Origin of the sequence: Paenibacillus alkalitolerans, from assembly GCF_016482785.1 — a bacterium.
Classification (GTDB): domain Bacteria; phylum Bacillota; class Bacilli; order Paenibacillales; family YIM-B00363; genus Paenibacillus_AE; species Paenibacillus_AE alkalitolerans.
The window spans coordinates 307,906-329,400 of record NZ_JAEMXM010000001.1 but is presented as its reverse complement, the minus strand read 5'-3'; the positions used below and the strand labels follow the sequence as shown (position 1 = coordinate 329,400).

General features: G+C 49.9%; 13 protein-coding genes and 2 pseudogenes. 12 read left to right on the top strand and 3 right to left on the bottom strand.

Annotated features, from left to right (window positions below):
- The first annotated feature begins 79 nt into the window (after positions 1 to 79).
- The 12 genes and pseudogenes from JET16_RS01515 to JET16_RS01460 all read left to right on the top strand — a co-directional run bounded on the left by JET16_RS01515 (position 80) and on the right by JET16_RS01460 (position 18,122).
- Entirely contained in the window at positions 80 to 2,404 is a 2,325-nt protein-coding gene (locus JET16_RS01515; protein WP_199613832.1) for a helix-turn-helix domain-containing protein, read from the top strand.
- A gap of 240 nt (positions 2,405 to 2,644) precedes the next feature.
- A complete protein-coding gene (locus tag JET16_RS01510) occupies positions 2,645 to 3,607 on the top strand; it encodes an ABC transporter permease (RefSeq protein ID WP_199614251.1) in 963 nt (320 codons plus the stop codon).
- A 15-nt stretch (positions 3,608 to 3,622) separates the two neighbouring features.
- Positions 3,623 to 4,501, top strand: coding sequence for a carbohydrate ABC transporter permease (locus JET16_RS01505; protein WP_199614250.1), 879 nt, complete (start codon positions 3,623 to 3,625; stop codon positions 4,499 to 4,501).
- Positions 4,502 to 4,560: 59 nt separating this feature from the next.
- A complete protein-coding gene (locus JET16_RS01500; protein WP_199613831.1) occupies positions 4,561 to 6,186 on the top strand; it encodes an extracellular solute-binding protein in 1,626 nt (541 codons plus the stop codon).
- A gap of 574 nt (positions 6,187 to 6,760) precedes the next feature.
- Positions 6,761 to 7,861: an NAD(P)/FAD-dependent oxidoreductase gene (locus JET16_RS01495; protein ID WP_233530930.1), complete on the top strand. Its 1,101-nt coding sequence runs from the start codon at positions 6,761 to 6,763 to the stop codon at positions 7,859 to 7,861.
- A 56-nt stretch (positions 7,862 to 7,917) separates the two neighbouring features.
- Positions 7,918 to 8,781, top strand: a complete 864-nt coding sequence (gene sigJ, locus JET16_RS01490) for an RNA polymerase sigma factor SigJ (protein WP_199613830.1) — start codon at positions 7,918 to 7,920, stop codon at positions 8,779 to 8,781.
- A 188-nt stretch (positions 8,782 to 8,969) separates the two neighbouring features.
- Entirely contained in the window at positions 8,970 to 9,116 is a 147-nt protein-coding gene (locus tag JET16_RS29910; protein WP_233530929.1) for a hypothetical protein, read from the top strand.
- Between the two features lie 1,120 nt (positions 9,117 to 10,236).
- Positions 10,237 to 10,839, top strand: a pseudogene (locus tag JET16_RS01480) (ABC transporter permease subunit).
- Positions 10,840 to 11,641 (top strand): annotated as a pseudogene (locus JET16_RS01475) (carbohydrate ABC transporter permease). It abuts the pseudogene before it with no gap.
- Between the two features lie 65 nt (positions 11,642 to 11,706).
- Positions 11,707 to 13,305, top strand: coding sequence for an extracellular solute-binding protein (locus JET16_RS01470; protein WP_233530928.1), 1,599 nt, complete (start codon positions 11,707 to 11,709; stop codon positions 13,303 to 13,305).
- Between the two features lie 199 nt (positions 13,306 to 13,504).
- Positions 13,505 to 16,735, top strand: a complete 3,231-nt coding sequence (locus tag JET16_RS01465; protein WP_199613829.1) for a glycosyl hydrolase — start codon at positions 13,505 to 13,507, stop codon at positions 16,733 to 16,735.
- A 13-nt stretch (positions 16,736 to 16,748) separates the two neighbouring features.
- Positions 16,749 to 18,122 carry a sulfatase-like hydrolase/transferase gene (locus JET16_RS01460; RefSeq protein ID WP_199613828.1) on the top strand — a complete coding sequence of 458 codons (1,374 nt, stop codon included), beginning with the start codon at positions 16,749 to 16,751 and terminating at the stop codon, positions 18,120 to 18,122.
- A 741-nt stretch (positions 18,123 to 18,863) separates the two neighbouring features.
- Here JET16_RS01460 and JET16_RS01455 read toward each other — a convergent pair.
- The 3 genes from JET16_RS01455 to JET16_RS01445 all read right to left on the bottom strand — a co-directional run bounded on the left by JET16_RS01455 (position 18,864) and on the right by JET16_RS01445 (position 21,484).
- Positions 18,864 to 19,250, bottom strand: coding sequence for a hypothetical protein (locus JET16_RS01455; protein ID WP_199613827.1), 387 nt, complete (start codon positions 19,248 to 19,250; stop codon positions 18,864 to 18,866).
- Positions 19,251 to 19,751: 501 nt separating this feature from the next.
- Positions 19,752 to 20,534 (bottom strand): ABC transporter permease, encoded by a 783-nt coding sequence (locus JET16_RS01450; protein WP_199613826.1) that lies wholly within the window; start codon positions 20,532 to 20,534, stop codon positions 19,752 to 19,754.
- Complete coding sequence (locus tag JET16_RS01445; RefSeq protein ID WP_199613825.1) at positions 20,531 to 21,484, bottom strand: ABC transporter ATP-binding protein; 954 nt, start codon at positions 21,482 to 21,484, stop codon at positions 20,531 to 20,533. The genes JET16_RS01450 and JET16_RS01445 overlap by 4 nt, the downstream gene beginning before the upstream one ends.
- Between the last annotated feature and the right edge of the window lie 11 nt (positions 21,485 to 21,495).

Below are 21,495 nucleotides of genomic sequence, written 5' to 3'. Positions count from 1 at the left end.
ACAATTTAAAAAACGGTAACGCAGACACACATATCGAATAAAGAGGTGCTACGTGAACGTCTTCCCGTCGAGTATCAGAATGTTTAAGCACAAGAGTATCTTCGTCAAACTGCTTGTGTTCTTCAACTTATTCGTTCTCGCGGCCATCTTGGCATTCGGATATTTATCCTATACGAAATCGTCGTCTCTGCTGATCGATGAAGTGGTAAGCGCTAACAATAAGTATATCGAGCAGGCCAGGAACAACATCGACAAAGCGCTGATGTCATGGGACGTGCTGTCGTATCAGATCTCGCTGCAAAGCGACGTCCGACGATCCATGTACCTGACCGAGCAGACATGGAATCAAGATCAGCTGCTGTTTTACGATATCATCCAGTTTCTAAGGAGCGTAAAGCATTCGAACAGACTGATCTCGGATATTTGGCTTCAGCCGTACCGGTATCCGGCCGTTCTGAACTTCGAGTCGAAGTACGATCGGGATTATTACTACACAGGCATCTACACAACCAAACCCGAGCTGCCCTGGAAAGAGACCGTGGGCAGTCATTTTGGCATGAAATCGATGGGACACTTCGATGTCGTCTCTTATGACAAACCGATGTCCGTCGTAACCTTTGCGCGAATGCTTCCCCCCGACGAGATGGTCCCAAGCGGCGTGTTGTACTTCAGCGTAAATGCCGAAGATTTATCTGGTATGTTGCATAGCGGGAGCGAATCTTATCCAGCCTTCTTATACGTTGTGGACGCTTCGGGCCGCGATATGATCAACAGTCCGATCCGATCGGAGCTCGACGTCACGATTAACTCCGTCAAGAACATCATTACGGATAAAGTCCGATCGTCCGGTACGGGAGAAGGGTACCTGCAGGATAAGATTTCCGGCAAAAGCTATGAAATCGTATTTACTACGTCCCAATTCAACGACTGGACTTACATAAGCGTGGTGCCGACAGCATTCATTACCGAGAAGGCCAATAAATTCAGGCAGTTCACGCTGGTAGCTGCCATCTTGTGCCTCTCCGTAGGCTTGGTGATCTCTTACTTCCTCTCGGAGCGGATCTACCGGCCGATCAATCATATGGTGGGCTGCCTGCAGCTGTTCGAACGAAAGAGCGCTCTTGGAGACGATACCCCTAAACGGGAGGATGAGATTGGTTTCATAGACCGGATCATCAATTACGTCTACTACGAAAACCACCACTTGAAGGAGGAGTTTCAGAAAAACCTGCCGGCCTTGCAGCAAAAATTTCTTTACGACATGCTGGAGGGCAGAACGACGAGCGAGAGGCTGGCAGAGGCGTCCGAAAAGCTGCAGTTGCCGTTCTCGTTCGGTGCATTTCAGATTCTCGTATTCGAGCCTGTGGACTTCACCCTGGACGATAGAATCAGTCCATACGATATTGATATAATCAGCGAGATCGACGGATTCGCCGCGGCGATCAGCCGATCTCGCTTTTCGGTCAAATCGATTGCGAAGCGTAATAGCAAGATCGTGTCGGTGGTTAATCTGGATTACCACAAACTCAGCCCTGAGGTGATCGACGAGTTCATTCGGAAAGTGACGGACCACTTCCAACGGGAATACGGCCGAAGCTTTACGGTGGGGGTGGGCAATGCGACACAGCAGGTCGAGGATATTTCGTATTCTTATGTGGACGCTCTGTCGGCTCTGCAGTACAAGCTAGTGAAAGGGCAGGGCAGTATCATCTATGTCGATGAAGTCCGCAAGCTCCCGGAGCGTTCGTTCATCTATTCGTTCGACATGGAGAAGCGAATCATTAATGCGGTGAAAATCTGCAATACTTCCGCGTTGTCCGAGTACTTGCATTCCATCTGGAGTGACAACCTGGAGTCGGGGCATTCGACGCCATCCACCGTTATGCATCTGTTTCATTCTCTGGCAGGCACCGTTCTTCGCACGATGTATGAAGTCGGCTCGACACCGGAGGAAGTATTCGGCCCGTCCTTCGATTTACATCGGGAGTTGGAAAGCAGGGAAGGGATCGAGGAGAAAAAGGATTGCATCGAACAGGCGTTCCAGGCGCTCGTTCGTTGGCTTCAGGAGAAAAAGGAGGGACAGTATGCCCAACTGCTCCGGCAGATCGAATCGTTTACCGCCGAGCACTACCGACGGGATATTTCGCTGACGATGCTGAGTGAGGCCATCGGATTGTCTCCTTCGTACGTAAGCAGCATCTTCAAGGATGTCACGGGTATGCATTACGTCGACTATATCAACGCCAAGCGCATCGAACAATCGAAGCTCTTGATGAGAAATACGAAGGAATCGATCGCGGCGATCTCGGAGTCTGTCGGTTTTTCAAGCGCGAACACGTTTATCCGTGTTTTCAAGAGACATGAAGGGATTACGCCGGGGCAATACCGTCAAGTGAACGGATAGCTTGTCGCGCGGAGGCCGTGCGGATTCGTCCGTCCGGCCTCTTCCAATGCGACTTCCGGGCGAATCGGATGTTTTGATAATCCGCCTTAAAACTTGCGGATGCCCTTTCGCGGCAAATCCCGAAATTTGAGGATGGATCGTAAGAATGAAAGATTGGCAGATCGATTGAAAGCGGATACATTGGAGGGGCAAGGCCGCCTTGGCTTGCGAGACAATGACGAAAGGAGGATTCAAGCGAAGATGGCCAAATCCGCAGCCGCAGACGTATCGGCCTCGACAACCGCGACGTCCAGACGGGCCGACTGGAGAAGAACGGCAAAGAAAGCGTTGCCCTACTACGCAATGTTTCTGCTTCCGTTCATCTACTATGCGATTTTTCGGTACGCTCCCGTGATCATGGGGGTGGTCCTCTCCTTTATGGATTACAACGTGTATAAGGGAATATTATCCAGTCCATGGGCCGGATTCAAACACTTTCTCGATTTCTTCGACTCGATTTATTTCGCGAGGTTAATCCGAAATACGCTCATGCTCAATCTGCTCAATCTGATTATTGTTTTCCCGGCACCGATCATTTTTGCATTGCTGCTCAACGAAGTTCGAAGTGCTTGGGTGAAACGATCCGTACAGACGATCAGTTACTTGCCGCATTTCGTATCGACCGTGATCGTGGCGAGCATGGCGGTCACGTTCCTGTCGCCCAGCGTAGGACTGGTGAACAATCTGCTGGTCCAGTTCGGTGCGGAAAGGACTGCCTTCCTTCAGAAGCCGGAATATTTCTGGAGCATCTACACCCTCATCGATCTATGGAAGACGTTGGGATGGTCGGCGATTCTGTACTTTGCCGCCTTGACGGGGATCAATACCGACCTGTACGAGGCCGCCCGCATGGACGGCGCAAACCGCTGGAAGCAAGCGTGGCATGTTACGTTGCCCGGCATTGCGCCGACGATTATCATTCTTCTGCTTCTTAAAATCGGACACATGCTTGAGACCGGGTATGAACTGATCATCCTGCTGTACAATCCGAACACGTACGTCACGGCGGATGTCATCGGCTCCTATGTGTATCGCCGAGGCATTCTCGAGGCCAACTACAGCTTTGCGTCCGCCGTAGGGTTATTCCAATCCGTGATGGGGCTCGTGCTGCTCGTGATCGCCAACAAACTGGCGCGAAAATATTCGGAGACGAGCATTTGGTAATAGGAGGAGTGAATGATGCCAACCTATCGCATGACGTTCGGAAGCTTGGCTTTTCTCGCGTGTAACACGTTGTTTCTCGGCATCATCGTCATTACCACGATCTACCCGTTTCTCTATGTCATCGCTGCGTCCTTGAGCGATCAGCTATACATATCTCAAGGGAAAATCGGCATCATTCCTATGGGCTTCCAATTGGATGCCTATAAGCGGGTCTTCGCGTTTCCGATGCTTGGCCGGGCGTATTGGAATACGGTTGTATATACGGTGGCCGGAACCGCCGTCAGCCTGTTCCTCACGATCTGCGCCGCTTATCCGCTATCGAGAAAAGAGCTGCCCGGACGCAACATCCTGACCGGATTCGTCCTCCTTCCTATGCTGTTCGCCGGCGGCTTGATTCCGACCTTCCTGGTCGTGAATGCGCTAGGGATGCGGAACTCCATATGGGCGATCGTCATTCCTACGGCCGTCGCATCATTCTACGTGTTTATCCAGCGTACGTTCTTCGAGCAAATTCCGAGCGAGCTTGAAGACGCCGCCAAGATCGACGGCTGTTCAATGCTGCAGACGTTGTGGAGAATCGTCCTTCCGCTGTCGGTGCCTTCGCTCGTGACGATCGGCTTGTTTTACGCCGTCAATCAGTGGAATAGTTTTTTCCCGGCGCTGATTTATTTGAACGACGAGAAGCTGTTTCCCGTGCAGATTTTATTGCGCGACATCGTGATTCAAAATCAGACGGACCAGATGATGACCGATGTACATGACGATAAAAATCTGCTAAGCGAATCCATCAAATATTCCACCTTGGTGGTAGCGACCTTGCCGATTTTGTTAGTGTATCCCTTCATTCAAAAGTATTTCGTGCAAGGATCGATGATGGGATCCATCAAAGGATGAAACCGTAAAAACGCGGGGGCGACCCCATAGATAATCGATGATAAGGGAGGTTGCGCAATATGAGAAAATTGAACTGGATGAATAACATTTCCGCCGTCATGGCGGCAACGATCCTGCTTGTTGGTTGTGCGAACGGCGGAAACGGGCAAGGAGCGGATGAAAAAGCCGCGATTGAGCAGAAAGCCAATGAAGTCGGCAAGCAATCCGAAGCCGAGCAGAACAAGCCATCCTCCGACGGCGATAAGATTCTGGACGAGAAGATCGAGATCGACATTTATATGAAGCCGCGTCCCGAATCCGTATCCTCGAACGATTCAGTCTGGATGAAGCCGATCGTGGAAAGAACGAATGTGTATTTCAACTGGTTGAAGGCGCCGAACGACAACAAGGATTATCTCGAGAAGTTCAATCTAACTTTGGCCGGCGGGGATTTGCCGGACGTTATGGAAGCTACGCCGGATTTGCTCAACAAAGGCGGGGAGAACGGAGCTTTCGAGCCATTGAACGAGTTGATCGACGAACATATGCCGAACTTCAAGAAAATATTGAATGAAAACCCGAAAATCCTGAAAGACATCAAATCGGATGACGGAAACATCTATTTCTTCCCGCAAATATCGGCCGTGAAAACGATCGGTCTGCAGATCGTCCGCCAAGATTGGCTGGATAACGTCGGTATGAAGGCACCGACGACGACTGATGAATTGTATGAGGTACTGAAGGCGTTCAAGGAGAAGGATCCGAACGGAAACGGCCAGGCCGACGAAATTCCGTTCACCACAAGAAACAAGCTGAACGGATTGAATGCGTTCATTGAACCATTTGGCGTATCGTTCGAAGAAGATTTCTATTTGGAGAACGGACAGGTCAAGTATACGTATACTAATCCGAAGCTAAAGGATGCGCTCGCTTTCGTCGCCAAGCTGTATAAGGAAGGACTGATAGACCAAGAGTACATCACGAACGATCAGAAGGTGTGGGAGTCGCGCTTTACGAACCAGGTTTCGGGTTACACGGCCGATACCTTCCCGCGCATTGAATATTTGGAGAAGCTGATCGCCCAGGAAAACCCACAGGTGAACATGACGGGGATCACGCCGTTGAAAGGGCCTGGCGTCGAAGCATATACCAAGAGCCAGCAAACGCTGATCCGTAACGGCTTTGCGATCAGCTCGAAATCGAAGTATAAAGTGGAAATCGCCAAAATGCAGGATTGGTTCTATAGCGAGGAAGGCCAGCTGGCGATGAACTTCGGCGCATTGGGCGAAACTTATACGATCACAAACAACCAACTGGTATATACGGATGTGATCATGAAGGATCCGAACAAATCTCCGCTAATCAAAATGTTCGAGATGGGCAAACGGGAATTCGCCTTCCAATGGGATCTTCGTTACGAGGATGCTATGGTGACGCCAAAGATTAAAGAAATCCGAGATTCGATCACGCCGTTCATCAAGGACAAATACCCGCTGGCGCTCTCTTTTCCGCAAGCGGACAGGGACGTGCTCAATTCGAAATTCGCCGAAATTACGACCTATAAGGACGAGATGGTAAACAAGTTCGTCATGGGGGCTGAGCCAATCGATAATTTTGACGTGTACGTCAAGAATATCGAGAGTATGGGCCTGGCCGAAGTGCTAATGATACAGCAAGCTGCATACGATCGATACCAGAAGCGATAAAGAAAATCATCCCCGTTAAGAACTCCTTCGCTCTCGCGGTCTAGTTCTAAATATACGGAATGGTCTAAAATTAGAGCAGGGTTTACGCAGCTGCGTAAACCCTGCTCTTTGCACTTGAGTTATGTACTTTTAAATCGTTTGATATAACTCAGTAACAGTGGAAATAAAACTTTTTGTTGGCAATACATGCTACCCGCGTATGTACTTTAATCAATAATTGGAAATGGAATATAATGAGGAGGACGTAGCCCAAGCGAAGGCGTGGGAGCGTCCTTTTGAACTAATTGGCAGCCTAGTGGAATTGAATACAAGAGGATAAGTCTATCTAACATAACTAGTCCCATACATGTGAAAGCAAACAGCCCCTCCACCGTTTGATGGAAGGGATCAACTCAAAAAATGCTTTTGAACAGTCTTCGCTCGTTTACACTGTCACAAATCAGATCCTTACGTTGTTATATGTGTGAAAAATGTAAAGGAGATGAAGTGAGATGAACGACTTGACATGCATTATCATTGGAGGCGGCCATGCAGGGCTTGGGGCGCTCAAAGCAAAAAGGAAGAGACCCGGGGCATGGCGAACGGACAGCGTATTCGGTTTGTTCTGATCGACAAGCAGCCCGGTCATGTGCGCAAAGTGATGTTGTTCCGGCCGGCCGCAGGCGGGGAAGAGATTATGGTTCCCTGGACGCGTTATTGTTCAGAAGGAGTCGAATTCTTGCAAGGTACGGTTACTTCTGTGGATAGTAGGGAAAAACGGATTCGATATACGGATGCGCAAGGAAATGATGCCCGAATTTATTATGACCTTTTAGTAGTTGCGGTCGGAAGCATTGTTCGTCGACCGGATCCCGATAAGGGAGGGATCGCCTTGACCGACCCGCAAGCGGCGGCAGACATCCGGGAGCGCTGGCGTGCCAATCTGCGGAAGGCTGCCGTCGAGACGAACCCTGAGGAACGAAAGCGACTAATGACAATCGCGGTTGCGGGGGCGGGCATCAGCGGCATCGAGACGTCCGCCGAGCTGGTGCTCGCCATGCGGAAGGAAGCGGCGGCACTAGGACTGAATCCGTCCGATATCTCCGTCTATTTGTTAAATGCGAACGAGCGGCTGTTCCCGGGAGGGCCGGAAAAAGTTGGACGAAAGTTGGAGATGACGCTCAGAGAATGTGGAGTGACAGTGCTTCACAATCGTAAGGCAATGCGGGAGCAAGCAGGAGTGTTGACGTTGAGCAATAGTGATCGTCTGCCGGTTGGCCTATGTATATGGACGATTGGTCTGATACCGAATCCGGCCCTCCGCAGCATGGGCTTGCCGCTTACTTCTGAAGGTCAAGTGCTGGTGGATGAATGTTATCGCGTCCAAGGGATGTCGGGCGTATACAGCATTGGCGATTGTGCGAGAATCGTCGATCCGAGTACCGGCAAGGCAGATCAGATGACGTGCAAAGAAGCTGGGCCGCAGGCGTTAAGACTGGGAAAAATCGTGATGGCTGATCTGGAGGGCCGTTCCGCGCCGGTTCACAAATCGTTTTTGGATACCTTCGGCATCGGCCTTGGGCAAAATCGCGGGTTGATGTGGGTACGCAAATGGGGACTTGATATCATCATAACGGGGAAGCTTGCGTGGAAAGTCAAAAAGCTGGGATGGGATTTTGCTAGCTGGCTCCGATAGAAACAAAGGGACCAAGTTGATATATGTCTAATAGCCCGGAGAAGGTGAGACGGCGGATGGAGGAACTGTACGATCAATATAGAGCGCTTCTGTTCACGTTGGCTTATCAGTTGACTGGCTCCGCGGCAGACGCGGAAGATGCGGTGCAGGATGTATTTGTTAAGGCGTGCGACGTACATCCCGAACGTTTGGAGGAGCCGAAGGCGTATTTGTGCAAAATGGTAACCAATCACTGCCTCAATATGCAAAAGTCGGCGCGGAAGCGCAGGGAAGTGTACGTCGGTCCGTGGCTCCCTGAACCGATTCGGACGCCGGAGGCGGATACGCTCGAGATGACGGTCGTCCGCCGCGATCTGCTGTCTTACGCCATGCTCGTACTGCTCGAGCGGCTGACGCCGACAGAACGGACGGTTTTCGTCCTGCGTGAGGCGCTGGGCTTCGATTATCCCGAAATAGCGGAACTGCTGGGCAAGAAAGAGGCGAATTGCCGCAAGCTGATGAGCCGGGCAAGAAGCAAGATGGGTATATCCGAGGAGGAGCCGGTCGCGGCCGAAGCGGTCGAATTGGAATGGGTCAGTCGGTTCCTCACATCCATCGAGCAAGGTAACGTCGATCATGTGCTATCTCTGCTGACCGAAGACGTCATGCTCATCGCCGACGGAGGTGGAAAAGTAATTGCGACCACGCGTCCGATACAAACGCGTGATCGCGTGGCCCGAGTCCTGGGCGGCGCGTCCGAAGGCATTAAACGCTATTATCAGGGAAATCTTCACTTCGAGGTTGCCCCTCTGAACGGTGAGACCGGTATAGTACTCCGTTCGGGGGACGAAGCCGTGGGGGCTATATTTATACAACTCCGGAGCGGAAAGTTTGCCAGAATCTACGTCGTAGTAAACCCTGATAAGCTTACTCGGGTTTAGGTAGTCGACTGCAGATTTTTCCATGATGATAAGGAAACGGCAAACTAAGATAAAAGCGTTCCAAGTCTTTAAGTTTGATGAACATTAGTTATGAAATTAAATGAGTTATGGATGCTGTATGAATCGGATAAACGCATATTCTAGGATTCAGCCCGCATACATTAAAGGCTTACAGTCTCCAGTTAAAGATGTTGATCCGCGAAATAGGCGATCTTGAAATCGAGGATGCAACTTTAAACTTGCTAAAGGACTACTTGGCTAAGCAATCAGCTCGATTAAAGCCAAGCAGTCTAGGACATCGAATTCGTTTCGTGCGTTCCCTTTTTCGTTTTTAGGAGTAAAAACAGGATTTTTGAGAGCACCGAAGCAACAAAATGGGTACTGAATAGAGTATTATATTTATTGATTATGAACCATTTTATCAACTGGCTTGAATTTGCCGGAAATAAGAAATACTTGGAAAGAGGTAAAGTTTATTTTTATCACCGACCGCCGTTTAAATACGAGAAGCTGCCGTTCTTTATTGTAAGAATCGAAAACAACAATATCATAGAATTTCAATGTTGGAATAATGAAATTCTTTTCAAGCTGAAGCAATTACAATTGCAATATAAATGTCCATTTGACTCAGAAAAGAAACGACGAAAAAAAAGTTCATTATTATAAGAAGGTGCTACTTTTTTGTCAATATAATGATTGTTGCTATTTTTTTGTCATTATTGATCCTAGTTTTATGTCATTTGACAATAATAGAGGACATAATTCACGGGTACGACTGATAATATTCAAATTAGTTTACATAATATATATTCAGTTATGCTGTTTGGCGAGTTATCGAGTCGTTTACATAATTATCGTGCCGGTACTGGGATTATGGGCGCAACCCTGGAAGTTATCGGTCGGTACAATAATTCAGTTTTCCCCAATCCATTTCATGTAAACCGTAAGTTTTATTCGGGGATGACTTTATGCAGAATCTTAAAGGGGACGGTTTTGCATTCATCCACGCGGGCGGGGAGGAGCATCGTGGAGAAAGAGCCGGCTTCCGGTGAGATGCCAAGAATTGAATTGATACTGTTTTGTAGCGATGACGCAGCATGGAGGCTCCGAGGGCGAAGGCAGCATTCTTGATCGCTAAGAAATTTACTCGTTGGAGATAATCGGCAATTCGAATCGGATCTGTGCTGACGCGCGGGTCTTTTTTTTGGTAAAAGCAATCAACCGATCTGTCACGGAACCAACCATACCAACAGTCAGTGCCTCGAAAACCTTGTTACCATGCGGGTTTATGCGCTTCCACGGATTTGCTCATTCGATGGAAGATGTAACGATTGTATATCCTTGGCACTGGCGGTACGATGTCCATGACAACAGAGGAGGGAGGTCGGGAAGATGACAACGCCGGCAAGAGCGGAAGGGGAAAGGTCTATAGCAGTGGCGAAGCCGGAGGAACGCATGGCGCATCGATACATTCGAAACATGAAGAAGCACTGGATGCTGTATCTCATGATTCTTCCCGGGATCGCATTTTGGAAGCGTTATCGCGTTTCAGGACTATAAGATTTTTAACGGCATTCTAGGAAGTCCGTGGGTCGGGCTCAATAATTTCATCTACTTGTTTACGTATCAAGATTTTTACCAAGTGCTCCGAAATACCGCGGTCATTGCCTTGTACCAATTGATCTTCGGGTTCCCGGCACCGATCATATTACCGGCATCAATCCGAATCTGTACGAAGCGGCTGTCATGCACGGGGCAAGCCGCTGGAAGCAGACGGTTTATATTACGCTGCCCAGCATGGCGCCGACGATTCTGGTGCTCTTCCTGTTGAATATCGGCAATTTCCTTGAGCTCGGGTTCGATCAGATCTACAACTTGCTCACGCCAATGACGTACTCGGTGGGCGACATTATTGAAACTTACGTATACCGGGCGGGTGTGCTGCAGGGTCAATACAGCGTCACAACGGCGATCGGTCTGTTCCAATCGGTCATCGGCTTTATTTTGCTGTGGATATTTAACCACCTCGCGCGGAAATCGGAACAGGGGTTGTGGTAAATGAGACAAACATTCGGTGAAAAGTCGTTCAATTGGCTGAATTACGTCTTCCTGTCCGCGGCTGCGACAACGATGATCATTCCGCTCCTGCATCTTCTGGCGGTATCGTTCAGCTCGCCGGTCGCGGCGGATTCGAAGAAGGTGTTCCTAGTTCCCGTTGAATTTACGACGGGCTCATGGACGCATATTTTGCAAACCCAGGAGCTATGGCAGTCGTTCGGCATTACAGTGTATATCACCGTGGCTGGCACAATCATCAGCATGTTATTCTCGGTACTGACTGCCTTCCCGCTGGCCAGGAAGGAATTCTTGATCCGGAAGCAGATCATGCTCGGGATCGTCGTTACGATGATTTTCAACGCACCGATGATCCCTTTCTTCCTGACAGTAAGGGAGTATTCGAACGTTCTTCATGGGCATCCCCGGCGAATTGGACGACTCGGCGAGAATCGACGGCTGCTCGGATTTCCGGATTTCGTTCCAGATCTACTTGCCGCTGTCGAAGCCGGTCATGGCTACGGTCAATTTGTTTTACGCGGTGGGGTATTGGAATACGTTCCAGCGTGCGGTGCTGTTCATCCGGGACTCGTCGATGTGGCCGCTGCAGATGAAGCTGCGCGCCTACTTGACGACGCCGGAGGAGCTGGCGGCAGTCAATCTGTTTTTGGGCGATTACGACTTTAATACGACGACGCTGAAGGCGGCGACGATTATTTTCGCCACGGTACCGATCATTCTGGTATATCCTTATTTGCAGAAGTACTTCGTGAAGGGCGCCATGTTAGGGTCGTTGAAGGAGTAAGCTATATAACCGGGAAGCTCGGTTTTATATAGACAATAGAAACGAGATTTCAAGGAGGGTATGACATGAAAACTTCATGGTTGAGAAGGCCGATCGCGACCGCCGCACTCGTCTTCGTTTTCGCTTTCACCGCCATTGCCGGCTGCAGCGCGGGCGGTTCGTCCGGAGGAGAAGAGCCGACGAATAGCGTAGTCGAGGAGAAGGGGACGGACGCGGGCGCGAATGCGGGAGCGGAGAAACCTAAAGAACCGGTAAAAATTAAAGTGTTTAAGAGCCACATGGGTGTCGGAACACTCCCCGGAAGCGACGACCCGCACGTCCAATACGTTGCGGAGCGTTCGGGCGTGGAATACGAACTTATTACGACGCCGCCTGGCTCGGAACCTGCGGAATATATCAACCTCATGATCGCTTCGGACGATCTGCCGGACATGCTTCGCCCGATCGGCGGCGTGGAGCAGACGCTGATCCAGCAGGGCGGCGCGCTGCCACTCGACGATCTGTTGCCGAAGTACGCTCCTAACGTCTGGGAAAGTATCCCTCAGGAAGCATGGGATGTCGTCCGTTCTGCCACCGAAGACGGCAAAATATATTATGTACCGAAGGTGTTCCTCGTACCGGAACGCGCGCCGCTGATCCGCCAAGATTGGTTGGATAAACTGAACCTCGACATGCCTGAGACAGTAGAGGACTATAAGGAGATGCTTCGCGCGTTCCGCGACCAGGACCCCAACGGAAACGGGCAGGCCGACGAACTGCCGACGACAGGCCGCGAGTTCGGTCGTTGGATGGACCACCTGTTCGCTATGTATGGCGTCGCCATGTGGGAAGGGTATCCGGAATGGGACATCTACGAAGGAGAGATCCAATACGCCGGCGTAACCGATAATATGAAGGCCGCGATCGCCTTCATCCGCGATTTATACGCGGAGAAGCTGTTGGATAACGAGACGTTCCTGAATAAAGGCGACGTATGGACCGCGAAGATCAACAACAACCTTGTCGGCAGTTGGTACCACTTGCCGGCACACTTGCCTAACCGATTTACAGCCATGCGGCAAGGCGCGCCGGATGCATATATATCGGGCATGCCGCTGCCGAAGGCGGAAGGCTTCGAAGGGTTCGTAACCCAGAAGAGCATGGGCGAACCGGAATGGATCATTCTGAAGGCGTCTGAGGATAAAGCGCCTTATGCGTTGAAGCTGCTCGATTTCTTCTTTAACCCGGAGAATATAGAATTCGTACGCTTCGGTATCGAAGGCGTGCAGCACGAGGTTATCGACGGGAAGAAAAAGCTGCTGCCGCCGGCAGAAGACAAACCGATCGCGCTCGGCATGCGAAACTTTACGACGAAGGAAGATATGGAAGATCGCATCGACCAGACGGTTCCGGAGGATATGCAGCAGATGGTACGTGACATCTTCGCCGTCAGCACCGCAGATGCGAAGAGAATCGCGGGGGACGGTCTGCCCAGCACGGTGTATGAAGGCTTCCCGGACATTCAGTCGCATAAGTTGTTCCAAGAGTATTTGACGAAGATCGTCATCGGCGAATGGCCGATCGACAAGTTCGACGAGTTCGTCGAACGTTGGTATCAAGCCGGAGGCGATCAAGTAACGGAACGCGTCCAAGAATGGTACGCGAAGACGCAAGCGCATCGATAAAACGAGCAAAGTGAGTTATCGGCGGTCGGCGGGAAGAATCGATGATCCTGGCGAAAGCCGCCCGCCGTTACCGCATCGGCATGCGTGCCGGTTCGGTCGCCCGGATAGGGGGATAGTCTGTTCATAAGGGAGATGGAACCACTTTATAGTTCGTATTCCTTTTATAATGAAAACTACTACGGATTGGAGTGGGTACCCGTTGTTCGATTTGAAAGCGTTTGAGCAGCCGCAGCCTCAATTTGGGATTCATCCTTTCTGGTTTTGGAACGGCGAGATGGACGACGGGGAGATCATTTCGCAAATTCGGTCGATGGCGGAGCAGGGGATCGGCGGATTTTTTATCTGCCCAAGACAAGGAATGAAAATTCCGTACCTATCGGAAGTATGGTTTCGGAAGGTAAAGCTTTCCATAGAAACGGCGGGAGAGCTTGGTCTTGAGGTATGGCTGTACGATGAATATCCGTACCCGAGCGGGATCGCCGGCGGAGAGGTCGTGCTCACGCATCCGGAGGCGAAGCACTACACCTTGGCGCATGTGACGGAAAAAGTGCAGGACGGAAAGACAAGCGATATGGAGCTTCCCTGGGCACGGATTTTATACGCGAGGGCCGTTCCCCTCGACGCGGAAACGGGGGAAAGGTGTTGGGATCAAAGCATCGATGTCAGCGAGTCTATCGGGAACTTTCAATCGGAGCCTGTGTTCCAAAAGACAGGGTTAACTGCCTATAACCAGAAACGTTTCTTCACCTACCGGACCGTGAAAAAACTGCATTGGACGCCGCCGCGCGGGGAGTGGGAGCTCCACTTTTTCCTCGAGGCGGAAGTTAATGATTTTAAGTATTACGGGACATTCGTTGATCCGTGTCATGCCGAGGCCATAAAGACGTTTATAGAAATGACTCACGAGCGATATGCAAAAGCAATTGGGGAGTATTTCGGTAAGACGGTGAAGGGCATGTTTACGGACGAAACCGGGCTGCTCGGCAAGTTGCCGTGGTCGCCGCGCCTTCCCAAGTTTTTCGAGTCGACCTTCGGCTATGATTTGAAAAGCTGTCTGCCGGCCCTTTTGTTCAATATCGGAGAAGAAACGGCAAAAATCCGATACCACTACTTTCAAGCCATTCATTTGCTCATCAGACAAACCTATCATAAGCAAATCCATGACTGGTGCGAGAAATATCAGCTTCAATACGTTGCTGAAGTGCCTTCGGTCCGGATGACGACGCAACTGTACAGCCATGTTCCGGGCGGAGACAGTGCCCATGACAAGCTCGGGCGAACGCTGGACTGGATCATGAACCGGTATTTCCTTAGTTACCGTTCTAACCCGAAATCCGTCAGTGCGCTAAGCCATCAGTTGGGACGGGAACGTGCACTTATAGAATGCTTCCATAGCGTCGGTTGGTCCATGACCCTGCAGGATGCGAAGTGGATGATCGACCGAATGGCTGCGATGGGCATTAACTTCTTTAATTTTCATGCATTCTTTTACACTGTGGATGGACTGACGAAGCATGATGCGCCTCCTTCTCAATTTTTGCAAAATCCGTACTGGCGGCATTTCCGTCATTTATCGGATTACGTCAAGCGGATCAGCTATGTGACGAGTCAGGGGACGCCGGAGCGTTTGATCGCGGTGCTTGATCCGACGACAACGATCTGGTCGTTCATGGGTAATCCGTTCCATCGGTTCGGTTACTGCGGCTCCGATGAGCAAGAGAAACGGAAGCTCGAGAAGATCAAGCATGACTGGCTGCGGATTTGTAAGGAAATTGTGTTCGCGGGCAAGGATTACGACCCCCTCGACGCCGAGCTGTTAGCGGAAGCCGAGGTCGCGGACGGCGTGATACGGATCGGGAACGCCGCTTATTCGGTGCTGATTTTGCCTCCGATGACGAGCTTGGAGCAAGGAGCGCGGAGACAAATAAAGAAGTTTCTTGATCAGGGCGGCACGGTGATCGCTTGCGGACTTTTGCCATACGAGCGAATCGATACCGAAGAATACGCAGGGGGAGAACTGTTTTCCGTCTTTGGCGTCGAAGAATCCAGTTTGGCGTCTTATTGGAACGAGGAGGTCACGGTTCCTGCAAAACCGTGGAGAAAAGGGGAGAGAAATGCCTATTTCCTCCCGATGGGGGCAGAGGCACTTGATCTTTTGCTTTCAATTTTGGACCGACATGCCCCGGATGAGGTGAAGTTTGAGGTTCCGGACGGTTCGAAGAGTTTTATCGTTCATCGGCGCCGGTTGTCCGAGGATTCAAGCCTCATCTTTATTGCGAATCAAGAGGGCGGCGAGCATGAAGGATTGCTGTCTTGCGACACGGCTGAGGACGGTGTGAGAATCGTCAGGCTGAACCTTGAGAGCGGATTGGCCGAGCCGGTAACACTTATGCGGGACGGGGCGGTATGGCGGGTGCCGGTACATTTTGCTCCCTATGCCTCTCATGCCTTCATCATCGAAAGAGTCAATGGTGGTCATGAGTTCGTCGCGAACTCGGTTTCCGCCGAACCCTACGAATGGGAGCTTGCGGCGGACGGCCGGTGGGAGATGGAAATGTTGGGCGAGAATGCGGTACGGATCGATTCCTTCGAGCTTGAGATGGATTTGAGGGAAGGACAGCCTGAAGAGGCGATGCAGGTTCAAGTGAAGCCCTTTATCGACCAAGCGGAGGAGATCGCGGACGAGCATCTGCTGCTGCCGCTCCGGTTCCAACAAATCTTCGGAACGCCAAAGAAGAAGGAAGTAAAATATCCGATACGCTGCCGATACACGAAGCGGTTTCACGTGGAATACCTTCCAGAAGCTTGTCTGCTGCTGAAAGACAGCGGAGCCATCAGCGGTGACTATGTCATCCGCTTAAACGGAAATAAGATCGTAGAAGAGGATTTCAATTGGAGATTCATATACGATAATTCCAACCAGGTCACCGATGTTGCACTTATGTTGAAGGCAGGGGAAAACACGCTTTCCATCGAAGTAACGATCGCGAACGATTGGGACGGAGTTGTGGATGCCTTGTATTTGATCGGGGATTTCGGCGTTCGCACAACGGCTGGCAAGAACGACGGCCCTGCCATCGTACCAGTTCCCAGAGAAGGGCTATTGCAAAACGGGCCGTACGAGGGGCTCCCGTATTACGCGGGCACGATTGCATTCCGGAGAAACATCACGTTGTCCGACATTCCGGATACCGATACGTTCCGGCTGGTTTTCCGGGATTGGGATGCGAATTTTCACGATTGTGCTGAGGTGCTTGTGAACGGGCATTCGTTAGGCGTGCGTCCCTGGACCCCATACGTGTGGGAGGGCAGGACCGACTTGCTCACGAAAGGTGCCAATCGGATTGAGGTGCGAGTCACGAATACCTTGATCGGATTGCTCGAAGGAAAATGGTTCGACTATGAGGCGCATGTGCTAAAAGACATTTAGAGGAGTGAAGTACATGACCGGTGCAGCTGTTAAGCAGAGCAGGAAGCAGCCGAATGTGATTGTGTTTTTTACGGATCAACAGCGTTGGGATACGACAGGCATCCATGGCAACCCTCTCGGGCTTACGCCGAATTTTGACATGCTCGCGCGCTATGGAACACATCTTGAGTATGCGTTCACCTGTCAGCCGGTGTGCGGACCGGCAAGGTCGTGCCTGCAAACCGGCTTGTACGCGACAAAAACCGGCTGTTTTACGAACGGGATTCCATTGCGGCAGGACTTGCCGACGATTGCGCAATATTTCAACGAAGCGGGATATGAAACCGGGTATATTGGAAAATGGCATCTGGCGGTGACCCGAACGGAGCCGGTGCCTGAGCATCTGCGCGGAGGTTACAAGTACTGGCTCGCGGCGGATGCGCTGGAGCATACTTCTGACGCCTATAATACTGTGCTTTACAACAATGATAATGAATTCGTCAAGCTGCCGGGGTACAGGGTCGATGCCATGACGGATGCGGCGATTCGCTATATTGACGAACGCAAGGACCGACCGTTCTTTCTATTTTTATCTTATTTAGAGCCGCATCACCAGAATCGGCGCGATGATTATCCGGCGCCGGATGTATACCGTGACGCGTACACCTCCCGTTGGGTGCCGCCGGATATGGCGGCGCTCGGAGGTACGGCTCACCAGCAGCTTGGCGGCTATTACGGGATGGTGAAGCGGCTGGACGAAGCGCTCGGCCGGGTGACCGACGCATTGAAGAGCCTTGACTTGAAGGAGGAGACGATCATCCTGTTTACATCGGATCACGGTTCCCACTTCAAGACGAGGAATGGGGAGTATAAGCGGTCGTGCCATGATAGCTCCATCCGCGTGCCGACAGCTTTGTATGGCTCGTGTTTTACGGGCGGGGGCACTGTTCGCGAGTTGGTCAGCCTGGTCGACTTCGTACCGACCCTGCTCGACGCCGCGGGAATTGAAATCCCCGGCCATATGCAGGGACGCTCCATCGTCCCGCTCGTGAAGCGGGAGTCCGTCGACTGGCCAGACGACGTCTTTGTACAAATCAGCGAGTCGCAGGTCGGCCGCGCGATCCGCACGAAGCGGTGGAAGTATTCGGTGTCGGCGCCGGATAAGCATCCGACCCGGGATGCGGCCTCTGAGCGTTATGTGGAGGAGTTTTTATACGATTTACACGCGGATCCGTATGAGTTGATAAATTTAGTCGGCTTTGAATCCCATCGCGAAACGGCCGACCGTCTGCGTGAAAGGCTCATCAAACGAATGATCGAAGCGGGCGAAGCCGAGCCTGTGATCGAAGCGGCGCCTCCGAAGGCGTCGAATCAACGCAAGGTGTTAGAGCACGAACAAAATGAGTAAGGAAGGGGCTGTCCCATAAATAGATAAATTAACTGCTGTGATATAATGCGGACCGACGCGGTTATTCAGGAATATACCAACAACTAGTGAGCGATGAACAACGAAATTTTGACTCTAGTTTCATGAGACCGTGATATGCATTTTATAGAAAAGGAATAAACCTAAACTTTCTAAAAGTAGCTTAGGAAATACACTGTTACGTCCCATAACTAAAATTATGGGACGTTCTTTATTTCTATTAACCGATACATAATTTACAGGGTCGGCACGATAACAGCGATTGACAGAGAACATAATTCACGGGTACGACCGATAATATTTATATTTGTTTACATAATATATATTATCGGACTCAAACTGAACACCGATAATTATGGTAATATTTTACACACTGTTGTCGGACGACAAGAACTTGACCCGTTAAACGACAAGAACTTGACCCTTTTGTCGATAATGGAACATACATTTTTAACACGGGAAGTTTTATGCAGCATTGAGTCGGGTGTCAATTTTTTATATAGGTCACTAACTCTTTTAGTCAACGTGAAAAATTGATCTTAGTTTTTCTAATAATAATCCCTACTTAGGATCATGTTGAGGCTCTTAACATCCGACCTTATTAAACAGCAAAAATCCAACGGCAAGTGAGACGCGGGTTTTGCTGATTCGGTATTGACTTAGGTAAAGGGAATTCGTTGGTCGAACCAGTTGTCCACGACGGAGTTGGCTCTCCGTCTTCATTTATTTTAGGACAAAGCCTTCTCGGTACCAACCGTCCGAGCCTGCAGCATTGTGAGCCATATAAAAACCCTTCATATATTCGTAATTATAATTCGCACCCTCCCGGTATTCGCTTTCAATCCAACTATCTTGAGGATCGCCGTTAATGGTTACCCACATTCCCTTTTGGATGAAGCGCTTATAATTTGTTGAAGACCAGCCTGAACTTACACTTGGAACAGTTGAATACATGTATCCCCCCGTGATACTTTCAAATAAACCTATCTGGTCCATTCTCCCAACAGCATATGAACGTGTTACACCATCGTCAAGCGCAAATGCACCATTGCTGGGTAGTAGAAGAATAGCAGTTAATACTAACATAACTACAGCTGCTTTTTTGCTCATTACCTTAGTCCTCTCCATACAATTATTTCCTTTCTTCGTTGTCGCTACCACTTTGTATATTATATTTTTTATTCCACTAGTACAAGGGGGGCCGTTGGGCTAATTTTATGGGTCCCAGGGCAACGCCCCCTTCTCCCCCCTCCGTGTAAAGCCTGCGACCGTTTCTCTGCCGATCCTTTAGATCACCAACATTTGCTCAACACCGAGAATTTGAGCGAGGAGTTGTATAAAAAAAAAAAAAGCCGATCTCGGCGACCAGCTTTTCATAATCTATTCTGCAATCTATTATGCACTTTCATCCAGTAGCTGGGCTTAAGCAGTCCATGACGAAGGGTGGTTAAAAATCCACTTGGCATCCTTTATAAGCTGACTCCGGTACCGTAATCATCGTCCCAATCGGCTACACCGCAAGACTCATAAAGCAAAGGATGCTTCCTGTAACCTTCGTAATCAAAGCAAGAAAACTATAGGATCCGAGTGATTGATTCATCGTCTTCAGAACTATGAATCCACTCTCCAATGAATCAACTTATAAATAAGAAAGATAGATAACACGGCAAAACCACTCATCACCGCAACACTCACCGTAACTGCTTCCGTCCAACCGACCAGCAGCATATCTTTTAAAGCTTGTGCCGCATACGTGGTCGGGAGCAGATATGAAATCCACCTCATGATCACAGGAAGTTGATGCATCTCTATAAAAACCGGCGTTAGAAAGCTGACAATATTCATTAGAAATTGCGATGCCATATTGAGAAGCTGATGGTTGGGAGACCAAAAACCGAGCATGACCCCTATTCCGATAATGCTGAGGATAGAAAGCATGAGGACCGGGACCAAACCCCACGAATAATGAAATTCTACGCCGAATGCCGTTCGTCCAAGCGCAGCTAAGATAATTACCGAAGGAAACGTAGAAAGAAATGCGCGAAGCAAGTTAGCGATGACGAAATGGAATTTGGAAATAGGAAGGGACGCGTAAAAGACAAAGTGACCTTGATGCTTCTGCCAAGATATATCTTGCGCCATCATATTCATTCCCATGATGATAATCGCGAAAATCATGTTGCCGGCAATCAACTTGACCAGCATCTCCGGAGTGGGATCCACCGTAAAAAAATTCATAAACATCAGCGTTGTCAAAGGAAACATCGTGGCCATGATAATCACCATCATCCACCGGTCGCGAATGAAGGAAAATTGGATCCGGAATAGAATCCACAGTTTCACCCAAGATTGACGAAAATCCTTTCTATACCTTACGCCAGCGATCGAATTCATCCTGCGGCCACCTCCTGCCGTGTATTCTTCTCATCGATATGGAAATAAACATCCTCAAGAGACGGAGGTACCAGCGCAAAATCTTCGATCGACATGAAATCCTTATTCAATATTCGTTCCATCACGCTGCTGGCATCTCTTCGATCCAGTAACAGCCGAATGCGATGTTCTCCGATTCTTTGGATGATCCCGAATGCAGCGAGAGCCTGCTCGACGTCATTCGCCTTTCCTGTTTCTACTGACAACTCAAGTTTAAGTCGTTGATCTACCGTCTGTTTGAGCTTTGATACGTGATCTACGGCGAGAAGCTTGCCGTGATTAATGACAGCTACACGATTCACGACTTGTTCTGCCTCCAGCACATTATGCGTTACGAGAATAATTGTAGCTCCGCCCCGGTTGCGTTCTTGAATAAGATTCCATACGAGTCGTCGCTTCTTCGGATCCAGTTCATTGGTAGGCTCATCTAATATATAGACCGGACATTCACCGATTAACGTCGTTCCGATGCCGATCATCCTCTTTTGCCCACCTGAAATATGCTTCAGTTGTTGAGTCTCCAAATCCCCCATCTCGAAGCGATCCAACAATTCTTTCGTTTGCCGCGTCGCTTCCTTCCGAGACAATCCTCTAAGCAAACCTGTAAATTGAAGCACTTCACCCACTTTCAATCCGGTTAACGCATGAGGTTCCTGAGCATAATAAGCCACTTGCCGCGCTACATCGCTTGATTTTCGAATAACATTTGTCCCCATAAAAAGGATTTCCCCGCCGCACGGCTTCAGATGACCGACCATTTGTTTGATTAACGTCGACTTCCCTGCACCGTTCGGTCCAAGCAACCCAAGAATTTCACCTTGTTCCACGTTAAAATGAATATCGTCATTGGCAACAACTTTCCCTTTTTTATACGTCTTCCTCACATGGTTGATTTCATAAACGGAATTCATCGCTTCCCCTC